This is a genomic window from Syntrophobacterales bacterium (genome assembly GCA_019429105.1).
Classification (GTDB): Bacteria; Desulfobacterota; Syntrophia; order Syntrophales; family UBA5619; genus DYTH01.
On record JAHYJE010000025.1, the window covers coordinates 13480 to 31531 of the forward strand.

General features: G+C 54.5%; 11 protein-coding genes. 9 read left to right on the forward strand and 2 right to left on the reverse strand.

Translation table 11 applies throughout. The annotated features are described in order from the left end of the window. Window positions 1–15 precede the first annotated feature (15 nt). From brxC to K0B01_09705, 3 genes are all read left to right on the forward strand, one after another. Window positions 16–3165 (forward strand): BREX system P-loop protein BrxC, encoded by a 3150-nt coding sequence (gene brxC, locus K0B01_09695; GenBank protein ID MBW6486409.1) that lies wholly within the window; start codon window positions 16–18, stop codon window positions 3163–3165. A 90-nt stretch (window positions 3166–3255) separates the two neighbouring features. Then, window positions 3256–3432, forward strand: a complete 177-nt coding sequence (locus K0B01_09700; protein MBW6486410.1) for a hypothetical protein — start codon at window positions 3256–3258, stop codon at window positions 3430–3432. A 14-nt stretch (window positions 3433–3446) separates the two neighbouring features. Next, on the forward strand, window positions 3447–5840 hold the full coding sequence (locus K0B01_09705) for a hypothetical protein (GenBank protein ID MBW6486411.1): 2394 nt from the start codon (window positions 3447–3449) through the stop codon (window positions 5838–5840). A 69-nt stretch (window positions 5841–5909) separates the two neighbouring features. Here the strand turns inward: K0B01_09705 and K0B01_09710 are convergent, their stop codons facing one another. Further along, complete coding sequence (locus K0B01_09710; protein MBW6486412.1) at window positions 5910–6278, reverse strand: hypothetical protein; 369 nt, start codon at window positions 6276–6278, stop codon at window positions 5910–5912. A gap of 33 nt (window positions 6279–6311) precedes the next feature. Continuing rightward, a complete protein-coding gene (locus tag K0B01_09715; GenBank protein ID MBW6486413.1) occupies window positions 6312–6785 on the reverse strand; it encodes a hypothetical protein in 474 nt (157 codons plus the stop codon). 29 nt (window positions 6786–6814) lie between these two features. On the opposite strand from K0B01_09715, the gene K0B01_09720 reads away from it, so the two are divergent. From K0B01_09720 to brxL, 6 genes are all read left to right on the forward strand, one after another. Beyond that, window positions 6815–7477, forward strand: a complete 663-nt coding sequence (locus K0B01_09720) for a Fic family protein (GenBank protein MBW6486414.1) — start codon at window positions 6815–6817, stop codon at window positions 7475–7477. A gap of 325 nt (window positions 7478–7802) precedes the next feature. Beyond that, entirely contained in the window at window positions 7803–9059 is a 1257-nt protein-coding gene (locus tag K0B01_09725; protein ID MBW6486415.1) for a DNA repair exonuclease, read from the forward strand. Further along, entirely contained in the window at window positions 9056–12550 is a 3495-nt protein-coding gene (locus tag K0B01_09730; protein MBW6486416.1) for an AAA family ATPase, read from the forward strand. Before K0B01_09725 ends, K0B01_09730 begins: the two co-directional genes overlap by 4 nt. Window positions 12551–12615: 65 nt before the next feature. Then, on the forward strand, window positions 12616–13602 hold the full coding sequence (locus K0B01_09735; GenBank protein MBW6486417.1) for a DUF932 domain-containing protein: 987 nt from the start codon (window positions 12616–12618) through the stop codon (window positions 13600–13602). Between the two features lie 36 nt (window positions 13603–13638). Continuing rightward, complete coding sequence (gene pglZ, locus K0B01_09740; GenBank protein MBW6486418.1) at window positions 13639–15945, forward strand: BREX-1 system phosphatase PglZ type B; 2307 nt, start codon at window positions 13639–13641, stop codon at window positions 15943–15945. 1 nt (window position 15946) lies between these two features. Continuing rightward, a complete protein-coding gene (gene brxL / locus K0B01_09745) occupies window positions 15947–17992 on the forward strand; it encodes a BREX system Lon protease-like protein BrxL (protein MBW6486419.1) in 2046 nt (681 codons plus the stop codon). Window positions 17993–18052: the final 60 nt, after the last annotated feature.

The window sequence follows — 18052 nt, forward strand, 5'->3', positions numbered from 1 at the left end:
AGGAGGCTCCCCAAAGTGAAAACCAAAGAAATCTTCCTCAAGGACCCACTGGCTTGGAAACTCGTCAATGATGGCGTCTCCAGTAACAATACCGATGATCTCGATACGCTGCGGTATGAACTCGAATCATTCGTGTGTGAAGGCGAATACCTCAACGGGATGCGCCGCATTCTTCAAGGCTATCGGGACAGCTTCAATAGTCCCCAGCAGAAAGCAGCATGGATCAGCGGCTTCTATGGCTGCGGTAAATCCCATCTTGCCAAAGTCCTGCGTTACCTTTGGATCAACTTCGCTTTTCCGGACGGTACCACTGCCCGTTCCATCGCCCATCTTCCCGAGGAAATCACCGATCTTCTCACCGAGATCTCGACCCTTGGCAAGCGCCATGACGGTCTGCACATGGCGGGCGGCACCCTGAAATCCGGGGCGGGCAGCGTACGCATGCGTGTCATGGGCCTGTTTTTCAAATCCGTTGGTTTGCCTGAAGGGTATCCCTACGCCAAGTTTATCATCCACTTGAAGCGGGATGGGAAGTTCGATGCCTTCAAAAAAGCTATCGAAGACCAGGGCAAGGATTTCAACAAAGAACTTGGTCGCTTATATACTTCCGGCGCAGTGGCGAAGGCATACGTCCAGTGCAATGACCACCTGAAAGATCCTTCTCAGGTGGGCGCGCTGCTCAGGGCCGAATATCCCAATGTGGACGATGTCAGCATGGATGAGATGCGCGATATTATCCGCGAAGCGCTATCCATCAATGGGAAAATGCCCTGCACGCTTCTGGTGCTTGACGAAATCCAGCAATTCATTGATCAGGACGCGCAGATCGCCCTCGACGTACAGGAAGTTACCGAGACGCTAAGCAAAGAAATGGACGGACGCCTGATGATCGTCGGTACCGGCCAGAGCGCCCTCAACGACATGCCGAATCTCCAGCGCCTGATGGGCCGTTTCACCATCAAGATTCACCTTAAAGACAACGATGTGGAAAAGGTCGTGCGCACCGTCGTCTTGCAGAAGCGTGAAGACAAAAAAGCCCAGATTAAACAGTTGATTGACAAAAACGAAGGGGAAATCACCCGCCAACTCAAGGCAACCAAAATTGCTTCGCAATCGGAGGACGATCTCGCCTACCTCCCGGACTTTCCGATGCTGCCAGTGCGCCGCCGCTTCTGGGAACGCGTTCTTCATTCCGTTGACGCGACCGGAACGGCCGCCCAGATGCGAACCCAGCTCCGTGTCGTTCACGAAGCCTGTCGTGCCTATGCCGATGCCGAACTGGGCGCCATCGTTCCTGCGGACTTCATTTACGATCAGATTGCCAATGATCTTGTCACCACCGGTGAAATGCAAAAGCGGTTTCAGGAAATCATCGAGCAGCAAAAGACCAAACCTGACGGCATCCTGCGCAGCCGCATCTGTTCACTTGTTTTTCTGATCAACAAACTTCCACGTGAACACGGCACCGACCTCGGGATCCGCGCCGAACCCGAACACCTGGCCGACTTGCTCAGTGAAGATCTCGTCACAGGCAGCACCCAACTCCGGCAGCAACTCCCCGTATTGCTGGGGGCCATGGAGCAGGATGGCGTTCTCATGAAGGTGGATAGTGAATACCGCCTGCAAACCACGGAAGGTGCCACCTGGGAGGCTGAATTCCGCAAACGGCGCGCTACCGCACTGAATGACCAACCGTTGATTGCCGCCCGACTGACCCAGTCTCTCGACAAGGCCCTGACGACAGCCCTTGGAAACCCTTCCGTGCTCCACGGCGATGCCAAGGAACGCCGTAAAATTGTTCTTCATCATGGCGAAGGCAAGCCGGAACCAACCGACGCGATTACGCTTTGGGCACGCGATGGTTTCTCGGCCCCGGAAGCATCCGTGCTGGCGGACATCCGCAAACTCAGCACCGACGACCCCACGCTCCACCTGTTCCTTCCCAAAACCCATGCCGACGAACTCAAGAACGCCATCGCCTCCGCTCAGGCCGCTGAGGAGACACTGCACTTCAAAGGCAATCCCACCTCCCAAGAGGGCAAGGAATGCCGCCAATCGATGGTCACCAAACAAAATGCCGAAGGACTGCGCGTTGAGGAACTCATCGGGCAGATCCTTGGTGGCGCACGACTCTTCCTTTCTGGTGGACAAGAGCAGTCTTTTATTGCCCTCAAGGAAGGTGTGGAAGCTTCGGCCAAACAGGTCCTCAACCGGCTCTACCCCAAGTTCCACGACGGCGACTCCGCAAATTGGCCGCAGGTGTACAAAAAAGCCAAGGATGGCTCCCCGGATGCACTGGCACAAGTCGGATTTACCGGCGACCCGCAGAACCACCCGGTATCGTCAGCGATCATCGCCTTCATGGGCTCCGGTAAGACGGGCTTGGAGATCCGCAAGAAGTTCACTGGCATCGATTACGGCTGGCCCCAGGATGCCATCGACGCCGTCTTGACTACATTACTGGCGAGCAACCATCTAAGTGCACGCATCAACGGAAACACGCTTTCGCTGGCAGAGGTGGACCTGAAAAAGCTGAGCCAAGCGACGTTTCGCACAGAGAGCCCGGTCCTTACCGCCGTCCAGAAGCTTGCCATCCGTAAACTCTTCCAGGAAGCGGGTCTTGCGAAAATTGTTCCCGGTGACGAAGCCGCCGACGCACGCCGCTTTATCGCTCATGCCAAAATGATTGCTGCGCAGGCGGGCGGGGACGCACCCGCGCCCATGGCCCCTGCCGCACCAGAGATCGTCGCCCTGGAATCCCTTTCCGGGAATGAACTTCTCATGGCGCTGCATGATCAGCGGGATGCCCTCCTGGCCAAGATCAAGACTTGGCAGACCACGGGTAAAAAGATCAACAAACGCCTTCCCGCCTTTGTGTTGGCCGAAAAACTCGTCGCCCAGGCCGCAGGACTGGCAGAGCAAGCCGAATGGTCTGCGACCCTTACCGCCATCCGCGCCAATCGCTCCCTCCTGGATGATCCTGATCCGGTCGCCACCGTACTCAAAGTAGCCGCCAATGTTTTGCGGGCAGGTCTCACCAGCGCACACAAGGCACATACCGACGAGTTCACGGCTCAGACAACGCGGATCAGCAGCAGCCCGGCTTGGCTGAAAATTACGGAAGAGAAACGCAACTCTCTGCTCACCAGTGCCGGTGCGTTGTAAAAAAAAGCTCCAATTACGGAGACCGATGACGAGCTGCTTCTGGCTCTTCAGTCTTGTTCTCTTGCCAACTGGCGGACACAGACCGATGCCTTGGCCGCCCAGTTCGATAAGGCCCTTGCTGCTGCCATCATTGAGGCAGAGCCCAAAGCCCGGCGCGTGACGCTTGCCGCTGCTACCATTCACGATCAGGCAGAACTTGATGACTGGCTGAATAAATCTAAAACTGCCATCGAAACCGCTTTGAAGGACGGACCGGTGATCCTCTAAGGAATTGACACTCTATGTCCATATCCCTTTCTAAAGAACAGCGAAGACTTCTCGAGAAGGTCACCGCCGATGCCCGCACCCTTGCAGAGTCGGCCTGCCGTGCGGCATTGGAAAACCTGGCGGTCCATGAGAAAGAATACCGTGCCCATATGAGCGTGGAGCAGCGCTTGCTTCGCAATCGACTCCGCTCGCGTGGCCGCGCTCTCGGCGATCAGCGCGACCTGCGCACCGGCATTCAAGACATGCATCATCTCGTTGAACTCGCCGCTTATGAGCACTGGCACCGCCTGCTCTTCACCCGCTTCCTTACGGAGAACAATCTCCTCATCACAGACGAGGCCAATGGCAATATCCCCGTGACTTTTGAGGAATGCGAAGAACTCGCGCCGGAACTCGGCGCACGCGATGGACACGATCTCGCCTGCCGATTCGCCAGCCTCAAACTCCCAGGCGTTTTTCGACGCGACGACCCGGCACTCGACCTCCCGATTGCTCTCAACGACCAGGTGGAACTTCGCAAGCTCCTTGCAGCCCTTCCGTCGGAAGCATTCCGCACCGACGACGCCCTCGGCTGGACCTATCAATTCTGGCAAGCCCAGCGGAAAGAGGAGGTCAACAAGTCCGGCAAAAAGATCGGCGCTGATGAACTCTCTCCCGTCACCCAGCTATTTACCGAGGATTATATGGTGGAGTTCCTTCTCCACAACACCCTTGGTGCGTGGTGGGCTGGCAAGCTCGGGCCTATCAAGGCAAACAGTGAGGAAGAAGCAAGGGCACAGACCAAACTTGCCGCACGCGATGGCGTGCCCGCGATCTCGTGGACCTATTTGCGCTTCGTGCAGGACGAAACGACAAAGACTTGGCTTCCCGCCGCAGGCATCTTTGGCGGTTGGCCAAAATCTGCACGGCTGATTCGTCTGCTTGATCCCTGCATGGGAAGCGGCCACTTCCTGGTGTTTGCCCTGCCACTGCTCGTTCGTCTACGCCTGGAGGAAGAAAAGCTCGGCGCACAAGCGGCAGTGGTTGCGGTTCTCAAGGACAACATTCATGGCCTGGAACTTGATGAACGCTGCACCCAGATTGCTGCGTTTAATGTTGCGCTGACGGCGTGGAAACTCGCGGGCTATCAAGCCTTGCCCAGCCTTAGTTTGGCCTGCTCAGGTCTCGCTCCTATCGCCGGGGAAGCCGAATGGGTAGCCCTCGCTGGCGAGAACGACCGCCTACGGCGCGGCATGAAGCGCCTGCATGGCCTCTTCAAAGATGCCCCTGTACTCGGTAGCCTCATCAACCCCCGTGCGCTCGCCGGAGATCTCATCGAGGCCGAGTTCCACGAACTTGCCCCGCTGCTCACCACCGCACTCGCGTCCAGCGACAACCAAAAAGCCAAAATTGAAAATGACGCTGTCGAACTAGCAGTCATCGCCCAAGGTCTCGCCAAAGCTGCCGAGTTGCTCGCCGGTCAATTCACCCTCGTCATCACAAACGTGCCCTACCTCGGACGAGGTAAGCAGGATGAAGTGCTCAAGGATTACTGCGAGCTTGTCTATCCAGAGGCTAAGACCGACCTCGCCACTTGTTTCGTACAGCGATGCCTGGATTTCTGTGCAGTCGGCAGTGGTTCAATATCGCTGGTTACACCGCAGAGCTGGCTTTTTTTGGGCAGCTACAAAAAACAACGGGAGCACCTGATCAAGACGGAAACCTGGAATCTGCTTGCGCGGTTAGGGCCGGGTGCGTTCGAGGCCATCAGCGGCGAAGTAGTGAATGCCATTCTCATCTCATTGACACATGCAAAATCTACTACCGCCCAAATGTTGCACGGCTTGGATGCCAGTGCTCCGCGCAATGTGGAAGAAAAGGCTTTGTTGTTACGGGACTCTGCGGTAGTGGCAGTGGGGCAAGACGGACAGTTGAGGAATCCAGATACAAGGATTGTTTTCGGGGAAGAAAACTCATCAGAATTATTGGAGAAAATGGCGGAGTCTTTTCAGGGGATCAAGACCGGTGATGACAACCGTTTCAAACGATTTGTATGGGAGCATAATTCCTTCACGAGGTGGAGATTTTCCTGTGGTAGTCCTCAAAGCGGAAGTACGGTTGGTTACTCATATATCTTGGACTGGATAAATGCAGGAAAAGATTTTGCAAGGTTTCAAGGGATGAAAGCATATAATCGGAGTGGAATCTGCCTGACAAACGTTGGACGCATATCATCCTTCTTTTATTTTGGAATGCCTTTTACAAGTGAAATTACGGTAATTGTTCCCAAAAGCGGAACAAAGATACTTCCAGAATTGTACTCATTTGTTGCCGACTCTCAATTTGAAGAAGAAGTCAGGAAGGTTGATCAAAGCTTAGCCGTTTCTACTGCTGTAGTTGTAAAAATCCCCTTCGACCTTGCCCACTGACAACGAGCCGCCGCTGCGAAATACCCCGACAGCCTGCCCAAACCGCACAGCGATGACCCGACACAGTGGCTATTCAACGGTCATCCAAAAGGCGCAGAGCAGCCCTTGCACGTCGCCGTGGCTCGCCTGCTCGGTTACCGCTGGCCGCGCCAGACCGGCAGTAGCTTTCCCGATTGTCCCGCCCTTGGCCCGGATGGGTTGGAATCCTTCACCGACGAAGACGGCATTGTCTGCCTGCCGCCACTCAACCACGAGCAACCGGCCGCTGCCCGCCTGCGTCAGCTCTTGACCGCAGCCCTCGTCTCCTTCGACGAGCGCGCCCTCATCGCCGCGGCCGGGCTGAAGGGCAGTAAATCCAAAACGCTCGAAGAGTGGCTGCGTGATGAGTTTTTCGAGCAGCACGCCAAACTCTTTCATGACCGCCCTTTTATTTGGCACATCTGGGACGGCCTAACCGACGGCTTCCACGCCTTAATCAACTACCACAAGCTCGACCACGCCGCTCTGCAAAAGCTGGCCTACAGTTACCTGGGTAACTGGATTCAGCGGCAGTCCGATGATGCCAGAGCCGACAAACCCGGCGCCGCCGAACGTCTCGGCGCCGCCCGCGCCCTTCAGACGAAACTCGCTGCCGTCCTCGAAGGGGAGGCGCCGCTCGATATCTTCGTCCGCTGGAAGCCCCTCAAAGACCAGGCCCAAGGATGGCATCCCGACCTCAATGACGGCATCCGCCAAAACATCCGCCCTTTCCTGTTGGCAGGTGATGTCGGCAAGCGGGGAGCGGGACTGTTCCGTGCCATTCCCCTTGCGCTCAAAGACAAAGACCGGGGTACCGAGCCCACCCGCCCAACATCCGACTATCCCTGGTTCTGGTGCGAAGCTGAACCCGGAACAGATCCCATCGGTGGCAAGGAATTCGTCGGCAACCGCTGGAACAATGTTCATCTCACACTGGCCCGGAAGAAAGAGGCTAGATGAAAAAAACGGGACGATATGATACTACCTCACTTATTGAAGACCAATATGAACCTGGGGCGCGTGGTTACGTTCTGAAGAATTTGTTGGGGATCAAAACGAAGCGCATGATGGACGATGTGGAATCGGAGGAGCTTAAACGGGCTACGAGATGGGCAATGCGGAACTTTGACCGGGATCATGTTTTCACGGCAGACGATATTTGCACGTTGCATCGGATCTGGCTGGAGAGCATCTACGTCTGGGCAGGACAATATCGTCAAATAATCATGAGCAAAGGCGATTTCACTTTCGCGTTCCCGGCGCAGATCCTAAGACTTATGGCGGAGTTGGAAAATAAGCTCTTGACTCGCCACACTCCCTGTCGCGCAGGCTCACTTGCGGCCTTGGCGGAGGTATTGGCAGTTGTTCATGTGGAATTGCTGCTGATCCACCCTTTTCGGGAGGGCAATGGCAGGATTGCACGGCTACTGGCCGTGGTGATGGCCCTTCAGGCCGGAATGCCGTATCTTGACTTCAGCAAGATCAAAGGAAAGAAAAAAAATGAATACTTCGCCGCAGTACGGGCAGGTATTGACCGAAATTATGATCCAATGAGCGAGATTTTTAAGGGTTTGCTTTCTTTTGCTTTGAAGGCCGCCGAACAGAGGAAGGATTCTTGACAACGAACGTCCCTGTAGCCGCAGAGGAATCTTCCATGCCTTTGCAGCGGACACCCTCGATAGCCGAAGAGGAAACCACAAATCTGATAAGAGCGGCTTCACATTTGACTGGGTCTTTCAAGTAGGGGTTGGTTTCGATCAAGGATTTCTTTTTCATGGCATTAGTATACAAAATAGGGAGAACTCTGTCAACGGATATGGACCAAAATTCTGATAACATTGGCCGCCTTGCTTGTGCTCTCTCTTGGCGGCCTGTTGGGGGAATGCCATGTTGGATGCCGTTCTCAAGTCAGCAGATAACCCAAACGGGTATAAGGAGTCTGCCATGATACGTTTCATCCACGCTGCTGATGCCCACCTCGACAGCCCGCTTCAGGGTCTCGAGGCCCACGAAGGAGCGCCTGTTGATGTCCTCCGAGGGGCAACACGCCGGGCTTTCGAAAATCTGGTCCAACTGGCCATCGATGAGAATGTCGACTTCCTGGTCATCGCTGGGGATCTCTACGATGGGGATTGGAAGGATTACAGCACCGGCCTATTTTTCCGGGGACAGATGGCGCGATTGCGCGATAAGGACATCCCCGTTTACCTGATCGCAGGAAACCACGATGCGGCCTCGTTGATTTCCAGAAAACTGAGCCTCCCGGATAATGTGCACACGTTCTCCACCCGGACGGTGGAATCGAAGGAAGTATCAGGACATCCCGTGGTCATCCACGGACACGGTTTCCCGAACCGGGCCGTGCCCGAAAATCTTGCTGACGGTTATCCCGCCGCTGTGCCCAACAAGTTCAACCTTGGGTTACTGCACACGAGTCTGACTGGCCGCACCGGTCATGACACCTATGCCCCGTGCTCGGAAAAGGACCTGTGCCAGAAAGGCTATGGTTACTGGGCACTCGGACATATCCACCAACCTGAGGTGATCTGCCAGGATCCCTGGATCGTGTTCACGGGGAGCTGTCAGGGGCGGGATGCCCGGGAGACTGGGCCACACGGATGCCGATTAGTCACGGTAAATGATTCACTGGTCGTGGAGAAGGCGGAGTGGCGTGACCTTGATGTCGTTCGGTGGCAGGTCCTTGAGATCGATCTTGCAGGGGTAACAGAAGAGACGGAAGCGCTTAGTCGTGCGTCAAGAGCGATGGCCAACGCTGTGAGTGAAGCGGAGGGGCGATTGGTCGCCGCCAGGGTTGTGTTCACAGGAGCCACGCCTCTACACGGTTCGCTTCATAGGGATGCGGACCGCTGGCGCGCCGAATTACTGGGCCGAGCCCAAGATCAGGGAGGGGATGCCATCTGGCTCGAACGAATCAAGGTGTCAACATCCCCTGTGTATGATCTGGCAAAACTTGCGGAACGGGATGCTCTCACCAAAATCGTTTTGGAGACATTGGAACAAGCGAGGGTCGAACCTGGGCTATTTCCCTCCGAGATCAAGGAGATGCTCGATATTTTACCGACTGAAATCCGAACCGACGTTGAATCTGACTGGTGCGAGAGCCAGCGGGCAGACGCGATGGAGGATGTGCGGGCCATTATTTTGGCTGCCTTGGGAACGAAGGGAGGTCAGGCCTCATGAGGTTTGAACGACTGCATATCCCCGCTTTCGGCCCGTTTACGAATCTGGATCTCACCTTTCCCGCGGACAGGGGTGATCTGCACGTCATTTATGGAGCCAACGAAGCAGGAAAAAGTTCTTTGCTCCGCGCTTTTCGAGATCTGCTCTTCGGCATACACGGCCAGTCGCCGGATAATTTCGTCCACGATTACAAGAAATTACGAATAAGGGGTGAGATCGTCAACCAGTCGGGGGAACGGCTTACCTTCCAACGCCGCAAGGGAAACAAGAACACCTTGCTGGACACCAATGGCAATGAATTGCCGGACAATGCTTTGATCCCGTTTCTGGGCAGCGTCGATCAGGAATACTTCTCCACGATGTTCGGCCTGGGTACGAGGGAACTCCGCGAAGGGGCGGAACAACTTCTCCAAGGCAAGGGGGATATCGGCAATGCTCTGTTCTCGGCCAGTATGGGAGGGACCCCCATTCAACTGGTTCTCGCGACGCTGATCGAGGAAGCAGAAAGGCTCTTCAAAGGCCGTTCAACAGCCAATGTATCGATTCGCCCAGCAGTGAATGATTACAAAGACCTCCTGCGCAAAAGCCGTGAAGCCATTGTAAACCCTGAGGCCTGGGAGAATATCGAAACAGCTTTAGCGAATGCCGGGGAGGCCAAAATCAAGCTCGAAGACGAGATTTCGGCATTTACAAAGGAACTGGAATGGATTGCCCGTTGTGAAGATGCGCTGCCTACCGTGGGGCGTTTAAGTGAGGAGATGCGGAAACTGGAAAATCTGCCTCCGATGCCTGAAGTTTCCAGTGATTTTATCGAGCGGGCGCGTGCCGCTCGTGAATCGGCAAGCGAAACCCAGGCGGAAGTTGACCGCCTAACGGCTCAGATCACCAAGCTCCAAGAGCTATTGGCAGGTTGCCAGACCTCACCGGCCCTCCTTGCCGATGCAGATGCACTAGACCGTTTACACCAGGATCTGGGCGTTTATCGGGATCGCAAAAAAAACCTGACCGATTTGGAAACCGAAGTGGCTGGACTGGAAACGACCCTGCAGACGGGCATGCAGAATCTGGGACTCACCGGAAGCATCCCGGAACTCGAGAAACTGCGGCTGAACACTGCCGATCGGCTCGCCTGTGAGGAAACCGCCGCGGCCCTTCAAAATGCCCAGAAGGAGCACGAGGAAAATATAAAGAAGACCGGCGATCTCAAGACGCAGATTGATACCCTGGAAACGCAGTTGCAGACCCTGCCGGAAACCGACATGACCAAACTCCGAGACACCTTGTCCGTAGCGGCGGCAGCGACCGAAGCCAATCGCACACTTGCCTTGAGCGAATCCGAGGTGAAACGTCTTACCCTGGAGGCAAAAGAACGCCATCGGGAATTGATAGTAGCGCCAAAGGACCTGGACGCCACGGGAACTCTCGCGGTGCCGACCAAAGCAACCATCCGCAGTACCGGCGAGGAGATGGATGGGATATCCCGAGATATCAAGTCGGAGGAAGCGAAAGTTATTGACGGGACAAAGCAACTCGACTCCCTGAAAGCCGAACTTGGCCGGCTCGAACGCCGTGGAGAATTACCCACCGAGCAATCCATGCATAAAGCCAGAGAGCATCGGGATCACGGCTGGAGTCTCGTGCTGGCGGATTGGAAAGGTGACGGCTGCAAGGAAGAATTCATACCGGGAACGCCTCTGGAGGAAGCCTTTCCACAAACGATCCTCAAGGCAGACAACATTGCGGATCAGCTTCGCGAAGAGGCTGAGGCCGTAGCTCAGGCAGAGGAAAGGCGTTTCCAGATAACCCAAGTAGAAAAGCAAATTAAGGAGGCGAAAGAAAGAATTGTTGAATACCAGGATAGGTTGGAGAAATGCCAGGCCTCCTGGAAGTCATTATGGGCATGTTGTGAAATTGCACCGCAATCTCCTGCGGAAATGGAAGAATGGCGTGAAGCCTGGATTAAATTCAAAGATACCCTCCGTCAGTTGAGGGTCGCGGAAGAAGATTTCAAACGGAAAGGCGACCAAGTCCTTGAAGCGACAAAGCAACTTGCCGCGGTCCTTTCCGAACCTGAAGGAAAGGGTTATACGCTGCTTTTCGATAAGGCTCGGAGGCATGTCCAGAAGGGTGAAGAGACATCGGGGCGAAGAATCGAGCTGCTCAATCAAATCCAAGGACTGAACAGTCAATTGGAAACCTTTGAACAGAACAACGCACACTTCGCTGCGGCAGTCGAGGCTGCGACGAAAAAGTGGGATGCACAGTGCCAACGGATCGGCATACCTAAAGACATTTCACCCAAATCCGGATTGGCACTTTTGCAGGAACGAAAAGAACTCCTCGTTAAATTCGATAGTTGGAAGAAAACCTCCACAACATTGCAGAAAACAAAGGATGCTGTGGAGCTATACGAGGAAGACGTAAAGGAAAAAGCCAGCGCCCTTGGTGCCGCGGGAGATACCATAGAGGCTCAGGAAAATGATCTTTGGAAGAAATTGGCCAAAGCCCGCGCCGACCAAACGCGACATGAGCAATTTGTTAGCCAAATCGAAGAAGCGAAGGATACCCTGGGAGAGAGTCAGACATCCCACAGCCAGGCGGTTCAGGCATTGGATGAGTTGATCCGGTTGGCAAAGATTGAAACGGTTGATGCACTTGAGCCATTGCTTGCGAATCTGGAATTACGCAATCAGTCACAGAGTCAAATTGCCACATTCCGCGACACGCTAAGTGGCCTTGCGCGAGGCCAATCGGTAGACGACTTTCTATCTCGAATTAGAGCGGAGGATGCCGAAGCACTTCCCCAGAGGAAGGCCACGATCCAGAGCCAAAAGAAAGAAAAGGAAACAGCGCTTCAGGCAGTTCGCGATACCTTGTACAACCTCAAAGGCCAAAGGCAGGCGCTTGAGGCTGCTGGAGATGCGGCGGCAAACTACCGGCAGCATGCCGAGTCATGCGCGGCGCGACTGAGGCAAGACGCTTCCCGTTTTGTACGCCTGTGCTTGGCAGCACATTTTCTGCAAACCCAGATCGAACGGTTCCGGAAAGAAAATCAAGGACCCTTGCTGGAGAAATCGGGTCAAGTGTTTCAAAGCATCACTCGGGGTGCATTTGGTGGGTTGGGTGCGGAATTTAATGCCGACGACACCCCTATCCTGGTGGGTTTGCACCCTGACCAGACTGCTGTTTCGATTGAAGGGATGAGTGACGGCACGAGGGATCAACTTTACTTAGCTCTTCGCCTGGCAGCCCTTGATCAATATCTTGAGAAGCACGAGCCGATGCCCCTCATCCTCGATGATCTGTTGATTACCTGCGACAACGACAGAGCGGCGGCGATACTTCCAAAACTGGCCACACTGGCCCAGCGCACCCAGATATTTCTCTTCACCCACCACGACCATCTCGTCGAACTCTGCCGCAATACCTTAGGTGAAGGTGCTTTTCATCTTCATCAAATGAATACTCAACCCAGTGCTATAGGGAATTGACATCATGACGATACTTGAAATTGTGATAGATAAAACTTTTAAGAATCTAACAAGGAGAAGACCTTATGCCCGCAAACGTTGATACGATGGCTTATGTCGGAGAAGTCCCATGGCACAAGCAAGGAAAACCTGTTCCACCTAACGTGACTGCAGAACAGATGATTCGGGCCGCCGGCTTGGACTGGACTGTTGAGAAACGACCTGCCAGAGGAACCAAGCCTACTGCCAACTCGCGAGGCAAAGAAATATTTTCACGTTACGAAATGGTTCGTATTCCCAAACCAAACAGCAAAGAGGAGGTCGTGGTTTTAGGGCTGGTCTCAGACCGTTATAAACCTCTTCAGAATTTAGAAGCATTTCAGTTTTTCGATCCAATCGTGGACCGGAAAACCGCAACCTATGAGACAGCCGGTGCCTTGGGAGATGGCGAACGCATTTGGGTACTGGCAAAGATGCCAGGTGCCATTAAGGTGGTTCTCGGGGACGAGTGTCACAAGTATCTTCTCCTCTCCAACTCGCATACTGGACAAGGCTCCGTAATAGTAAAGTTTACAGCCGTTCGTGTAGTCTGCCAGAACACACTAACAATGGCAATGAAAGATGGACAATCCGCCTTTCGCGTGCGCCACAGCGCTAAGATGAGCGAGCGTTTAGATGAAGTAGGAGAGTTGATCGCTGCTGCCAACCAAATTTATGAAGAAGCAGCTGAAAGTTTCAAAAGACTGGCAGCAACTCAGGTAAAAAACAAGCGAATGCTTGAAGAATATCTTGCTGCTTTATTTCCGAGAAGCGAACCCCAGAAAAAGACGGGAGCACATCCACCGAAATGGGATCACGTGACAGATTTGTTCGAGACCATCCCAGACCTGCAAATTAAGGGAGTTAAAGGAAGCTTTTGGGCGGCATACAATGCGGTCACACGATTTGAAGACTATCGAGTAGTACAGAACGAAAATGGTGCTAATCGGCTGAACCGTGTCTGGTTTGGTGCGGGCGCTGATCTTAAAAAAAAGGCGCTTACGGAAGCCTTACGGATGGCGGATAACAACTGAAAAATGGCGGTCGTTAATATAGCTGGAGCAGAAAACGTGACGATACTCGAATCCATACTGAAATATTTACGCAGCGCGGCCTCATATAACAAGCATGATCTGGCTCCACCCAGGGTCATCCTCTGGCCCGACGAGGAGGGGCTCTGGAAGCGGTGTATCGAGCCGCTGCGGGCGAACTATCCGGCGTTGTGGTCGCTTGGAGATTATGCTCCCGACCAGATGACGGGCCCGGCGGTCTGGCTGCGATATCAGTTGGAGGTGCATGAAGGCGAGGACATCCCAGTCATCTACCTGCCCGGCATCGGACGCTATGCTTTTCGCAGTGCAGAACAATTTCCGAATCAGGCAAGGCATCTATTTGCCCTGCAATTCCAGGGGCAATTCTGGACGCAGAAAAACGGAAAAGACTGGACGCCCTTTGCATTTTTTTCGAGTGTCGATGGCGGTCTCGGGCTGGAAATAGCAGGCAATCAGGACACAAGGAAGGCGATTCAGGAGAGCTTGCCAAAGCTTATGGAAGTGGAAATGGGGGCGCTCCGGGGGCACAAGCTGGAGGCGGGAGACTTCCGGGCGATCGTAACGAGGGATCCGGCGCAGACGCTTTTGAGATGGATGGGAAATCCGGACAAAATCAGGATGGATCTGCAAGGGTCAGGGGCGGAATGGGAGAGCTTTTGCGCCGTCTGCCGGGCGGAATATCACTTTGACCCGGAGAAGGATGGTGCGATCACCGCGGCGGAGAAGCTGGCCAGTAGCGCGCCTCCCTGGAAATTGGTATGGGCGCGCTACAAGGAGGCGCCACTTAACTATCCGGGAATCAAGGAGGCTCTTGAATTCGTAGTTCCCGGCGATCTTTTCCATGTGGTTGACGAGTTTAAGCCGAGCTATAACCAGAAAGATGAAGAACGTCTGGAAAAAGAGCTGCTTGCGCTATCTTCGGCATCGCCAAAGGATGCCATCGCGAAAATCAAAAAGCTGGCAGCCGCGCATGCCCATCGCTCCACCTGGGTTTGGGCCACTTTAGGGGAAGCTCCGCTGGCTTTTGCCATAGGCCATCTGCAAGATTTGTCAGATGCTGTACAAACACCGGTAAATCCTTCAACTTGGAAAGGATTGGCGGATTATTACTCGACGCTTGGCTGGAAAGCCGACCGCAGTATGTTACGGGCTCTGGATGCAGCGCGCTCCTCCACGGCAGCCACAAAGGCGGTAACTGCCGCCATCCGGGCGGTTTATCCTGCGTGGCTCGAAAAGTTTTCCACGCTGCTCCAGGCTCTGGCGGCCACCTATCCCACCACAGGGCCGCAGTCCTGTCGTACCTTGCCGGTTGAGGAAGGCACAGTCTATCTTTTTGCCGACGGTCTGCGTATGGATGTGGCCAAAGAGCTGGTAGAAAAACTTATCTTTGCTGAATTGGATGTTGATTTCGAGCATGAATGGGCCGCGCTGCCGACGGTTACCGCAACCGCCAAGCCTGCATGGAAGCCGCTTGCCGGAAAATTGGAAGGCCCGCTGGAGGGGACAGGCTTTGAACCGAAAGAACGGGCAAACGGGAAGGCGCTTACCCACGCGCGCTTCAAACAACTTGTCGAAGAACTGGGGATAAACTTTCTGGTTGCTGATTCATCCCTTTTTCCAACTGGTTGCGCCTGGACGGAGTTCGGTTCCATTGACGACTATGGCCATCATGAGGGGGCAAAATTGGCGTGGAGAATTGAAGAAGAGCTGGCCGGATTACAGCAGCGAATAGTCGAACTCATTCAGGGGGGCTGGAAGAAAATCAAGGTAATCACGGATCACGGCTGGCTTTTACTACCCGGAGGGTTGCCGAAATCAGAATTGCCCAAGCATCTGACGGCATCCAAGTGGAGCCGTTGCGCCATCCCCGGGGCAGGCGCCAAGCACGGCTATCCGATGACCTCATGGTTTTGGGACTCGGCCGAAGCCGTTGTCCTGGCCCCCGGTGTATCGTGCTTTACAGCCGGGATGGAGTATGCCCACGGCGGTCTTACCCTGCAGGAGGCCCTTATCCCCTCCTTGACAATATCCGCGAAGCAAACGGGCGCGGGGAATGCTGTTGTCCTCAAGGAGATTAATTGGGCGGGGATGAGGCTGTACGTGGTTTTTGAGGGTGCCGCTGGCTTAATCATTGATATTCGCGGGAAAGTTGCAGATGCCGGGACCAGCTTTGCCGCAAGCCCGATAGCCGTCGCGGCTGATGGCGGCAAGACCAGCCTTCTTGTGGAAGATGACGGGGCGCTCGGCAAGGCGGCATTCCTCGTTATCGTTGATCAGAATGGCCAACCAATTTTCAAGCAGAATATAGTGATTGGAGAAAACTGATATGCAACTCGACCCACTGGACCAAATCGCTGCCAAGGCATTTGAAGGATATCTTGTACGTAAAGACCTCGTGCGCCAATTCAAAGGCCAATATCCGGTGCCCACCTATGTGGCTGAGTTTCTGCTTGGGCGATATTGTGCAAGCGTAGATGAGTCGGAAATCCAGGAAGGGCTTGCCATCGTGCAAAGGCAACTGGCCAGCCGAACGGTCCGCGCGGGCGAGGAAGAACTCTTCAAGGCCCGCGCCAAAGAGCAGGGGCGCGTGAAACTTATCGATCTTATCAAGGCTCGGTTGGATGCCAAAAACGACTGTTTTCTGGCCGAACTCCCCAGTCTTCGGCTCAATGATGTTCGCATCGCGGATGATCTGGTCAATACGCATGATCGCATGCTGACGGGAGGTTTTTACGCGGAGGTAGATCTCACTTACGATCCCGGCATCGCTGAAGAAAAGAATGGACGCCCGTTCGGTATCGAATCCCTGCGCGAAATCCAGCTCTCGAAGAGCGACGTGCTGGAAGCCCTGTGCAAAGGGAGACTTCTCTTCACGTTCAAGGAATGGAGGGATTTGCTCCTTCGCAGCGTGGGGCTGGAACCTTCAATTCTCGGAGACCGAACGTGCGATGTCATGCTTCTCCGCATGGTCCCGTTTGTAGAGAATAATTATAATGTGGTGGAACTTGGCCCCCGGGGTACAGGCAAGAGCCACCTTTACCAGCAGGTGTCGCCTTACGCACATCTTGTCTCAGGTGGCAAGGCCACCGTCGCAAAAATGTTCGTCAACAACGCCAATGGCCAGCGCGGCCTCGTTTGCCAATATGACGTGGTTTGCTTCGACGAAGTGTCCGGTATCTCCTTCGACCAGAAGGACGGCGTGAACATCATGAAGGGATACATGGAGTCGGGGGAATTCAGCAGGGGCAAGGAGAGCATCCGCGGCTTTGGTGGGATAGTCATGGTAGGCAACTTCGAAGTCGATGTGGAACATCAGCAACGCATCGGACACCTCTTCGGACCGCTCCCGCCGGAGATGCGCGACGACACGGCATTTATGGATCGCATTCATTCCTACATTCCCGGCTGGAACGTGCCAAAAGTGAGTCGAGAGCAGTTGACCGAACATTTCGGTCTGGTCAGCGATTACGTTTCCTCGTGCTGGAACCATCTGCGTTCTCAAAGCCGGGTTAACAAACTCCAGGGTCGTATCCAATTCGGAGGCGCCTTGAGCGGACGCGACACATCGGCAACGCATAAGACGATGAGTGGGCTTCTCAAACTGATGTTTCCTGATCCGGAAGCCGACATCCCCGACGACGCCATCGAATGGGCCGCCAAACTTGCACTGGAATGTCGCCGCAGGGTGAAGGAACAGCAGAAGCGCATCGGGGCTGCCGAATTCCGAAACACCCATTTCAGTTTCACCATGATCCCCGATGGGATGGAACAATTCGTCTCCACACCTGAGCTCCACAACGAGAACAGCATCGGTAGCGACCCGCTCGCTGCCGGACAGGTATGGGCATTATCCCCAGGCAGCACGGGTGAAAATCCGGGCCTGTTCCGCATTGAAGTAACTGAAGGTCCGGGAAGCGGGGTGAAAATTCTTAATCAAAGCCCTCCGGGGCCGCTCAAGGAGAGCGTCCGCTGTGCCGAACAGAATCTCTATGCCCGGGCAAAGGAGCTGGTCGGTGATCGCGATCCGCGATCGCACGAGTTCACCATTCAATTCCGCGCCTTTGATGCCTGCAAGAGTGCTGCGGCTACAGGGATGCCCATCCTGCTCGCTATGAGTTCCGCGCTTGTCGAGCGTAGCCTGGAAGGCGGACTCGTCATCGTCGGCGGGCTCAATCTCGGGGGATCCATCGAGCCCATTTACAACGCCGTTAGTATTATTGAACTGGCTGCCGATAAAGGCGCGCAAAAAATCCTCATGCCAGTCTCTGCCCGCAAGCAACTCTTCGAATTACCGGATGACTTGGCCACCAAGGTCACTGTCGTCTATTACGCGGATGCAAAGGACGCCCTGCTCAAGGCGCTCAGTGAGTGAATTTTCGGAAATATTGGACAATGGCAAAGCCACTGGATCGCTTGCGATAAAAATGTTGAG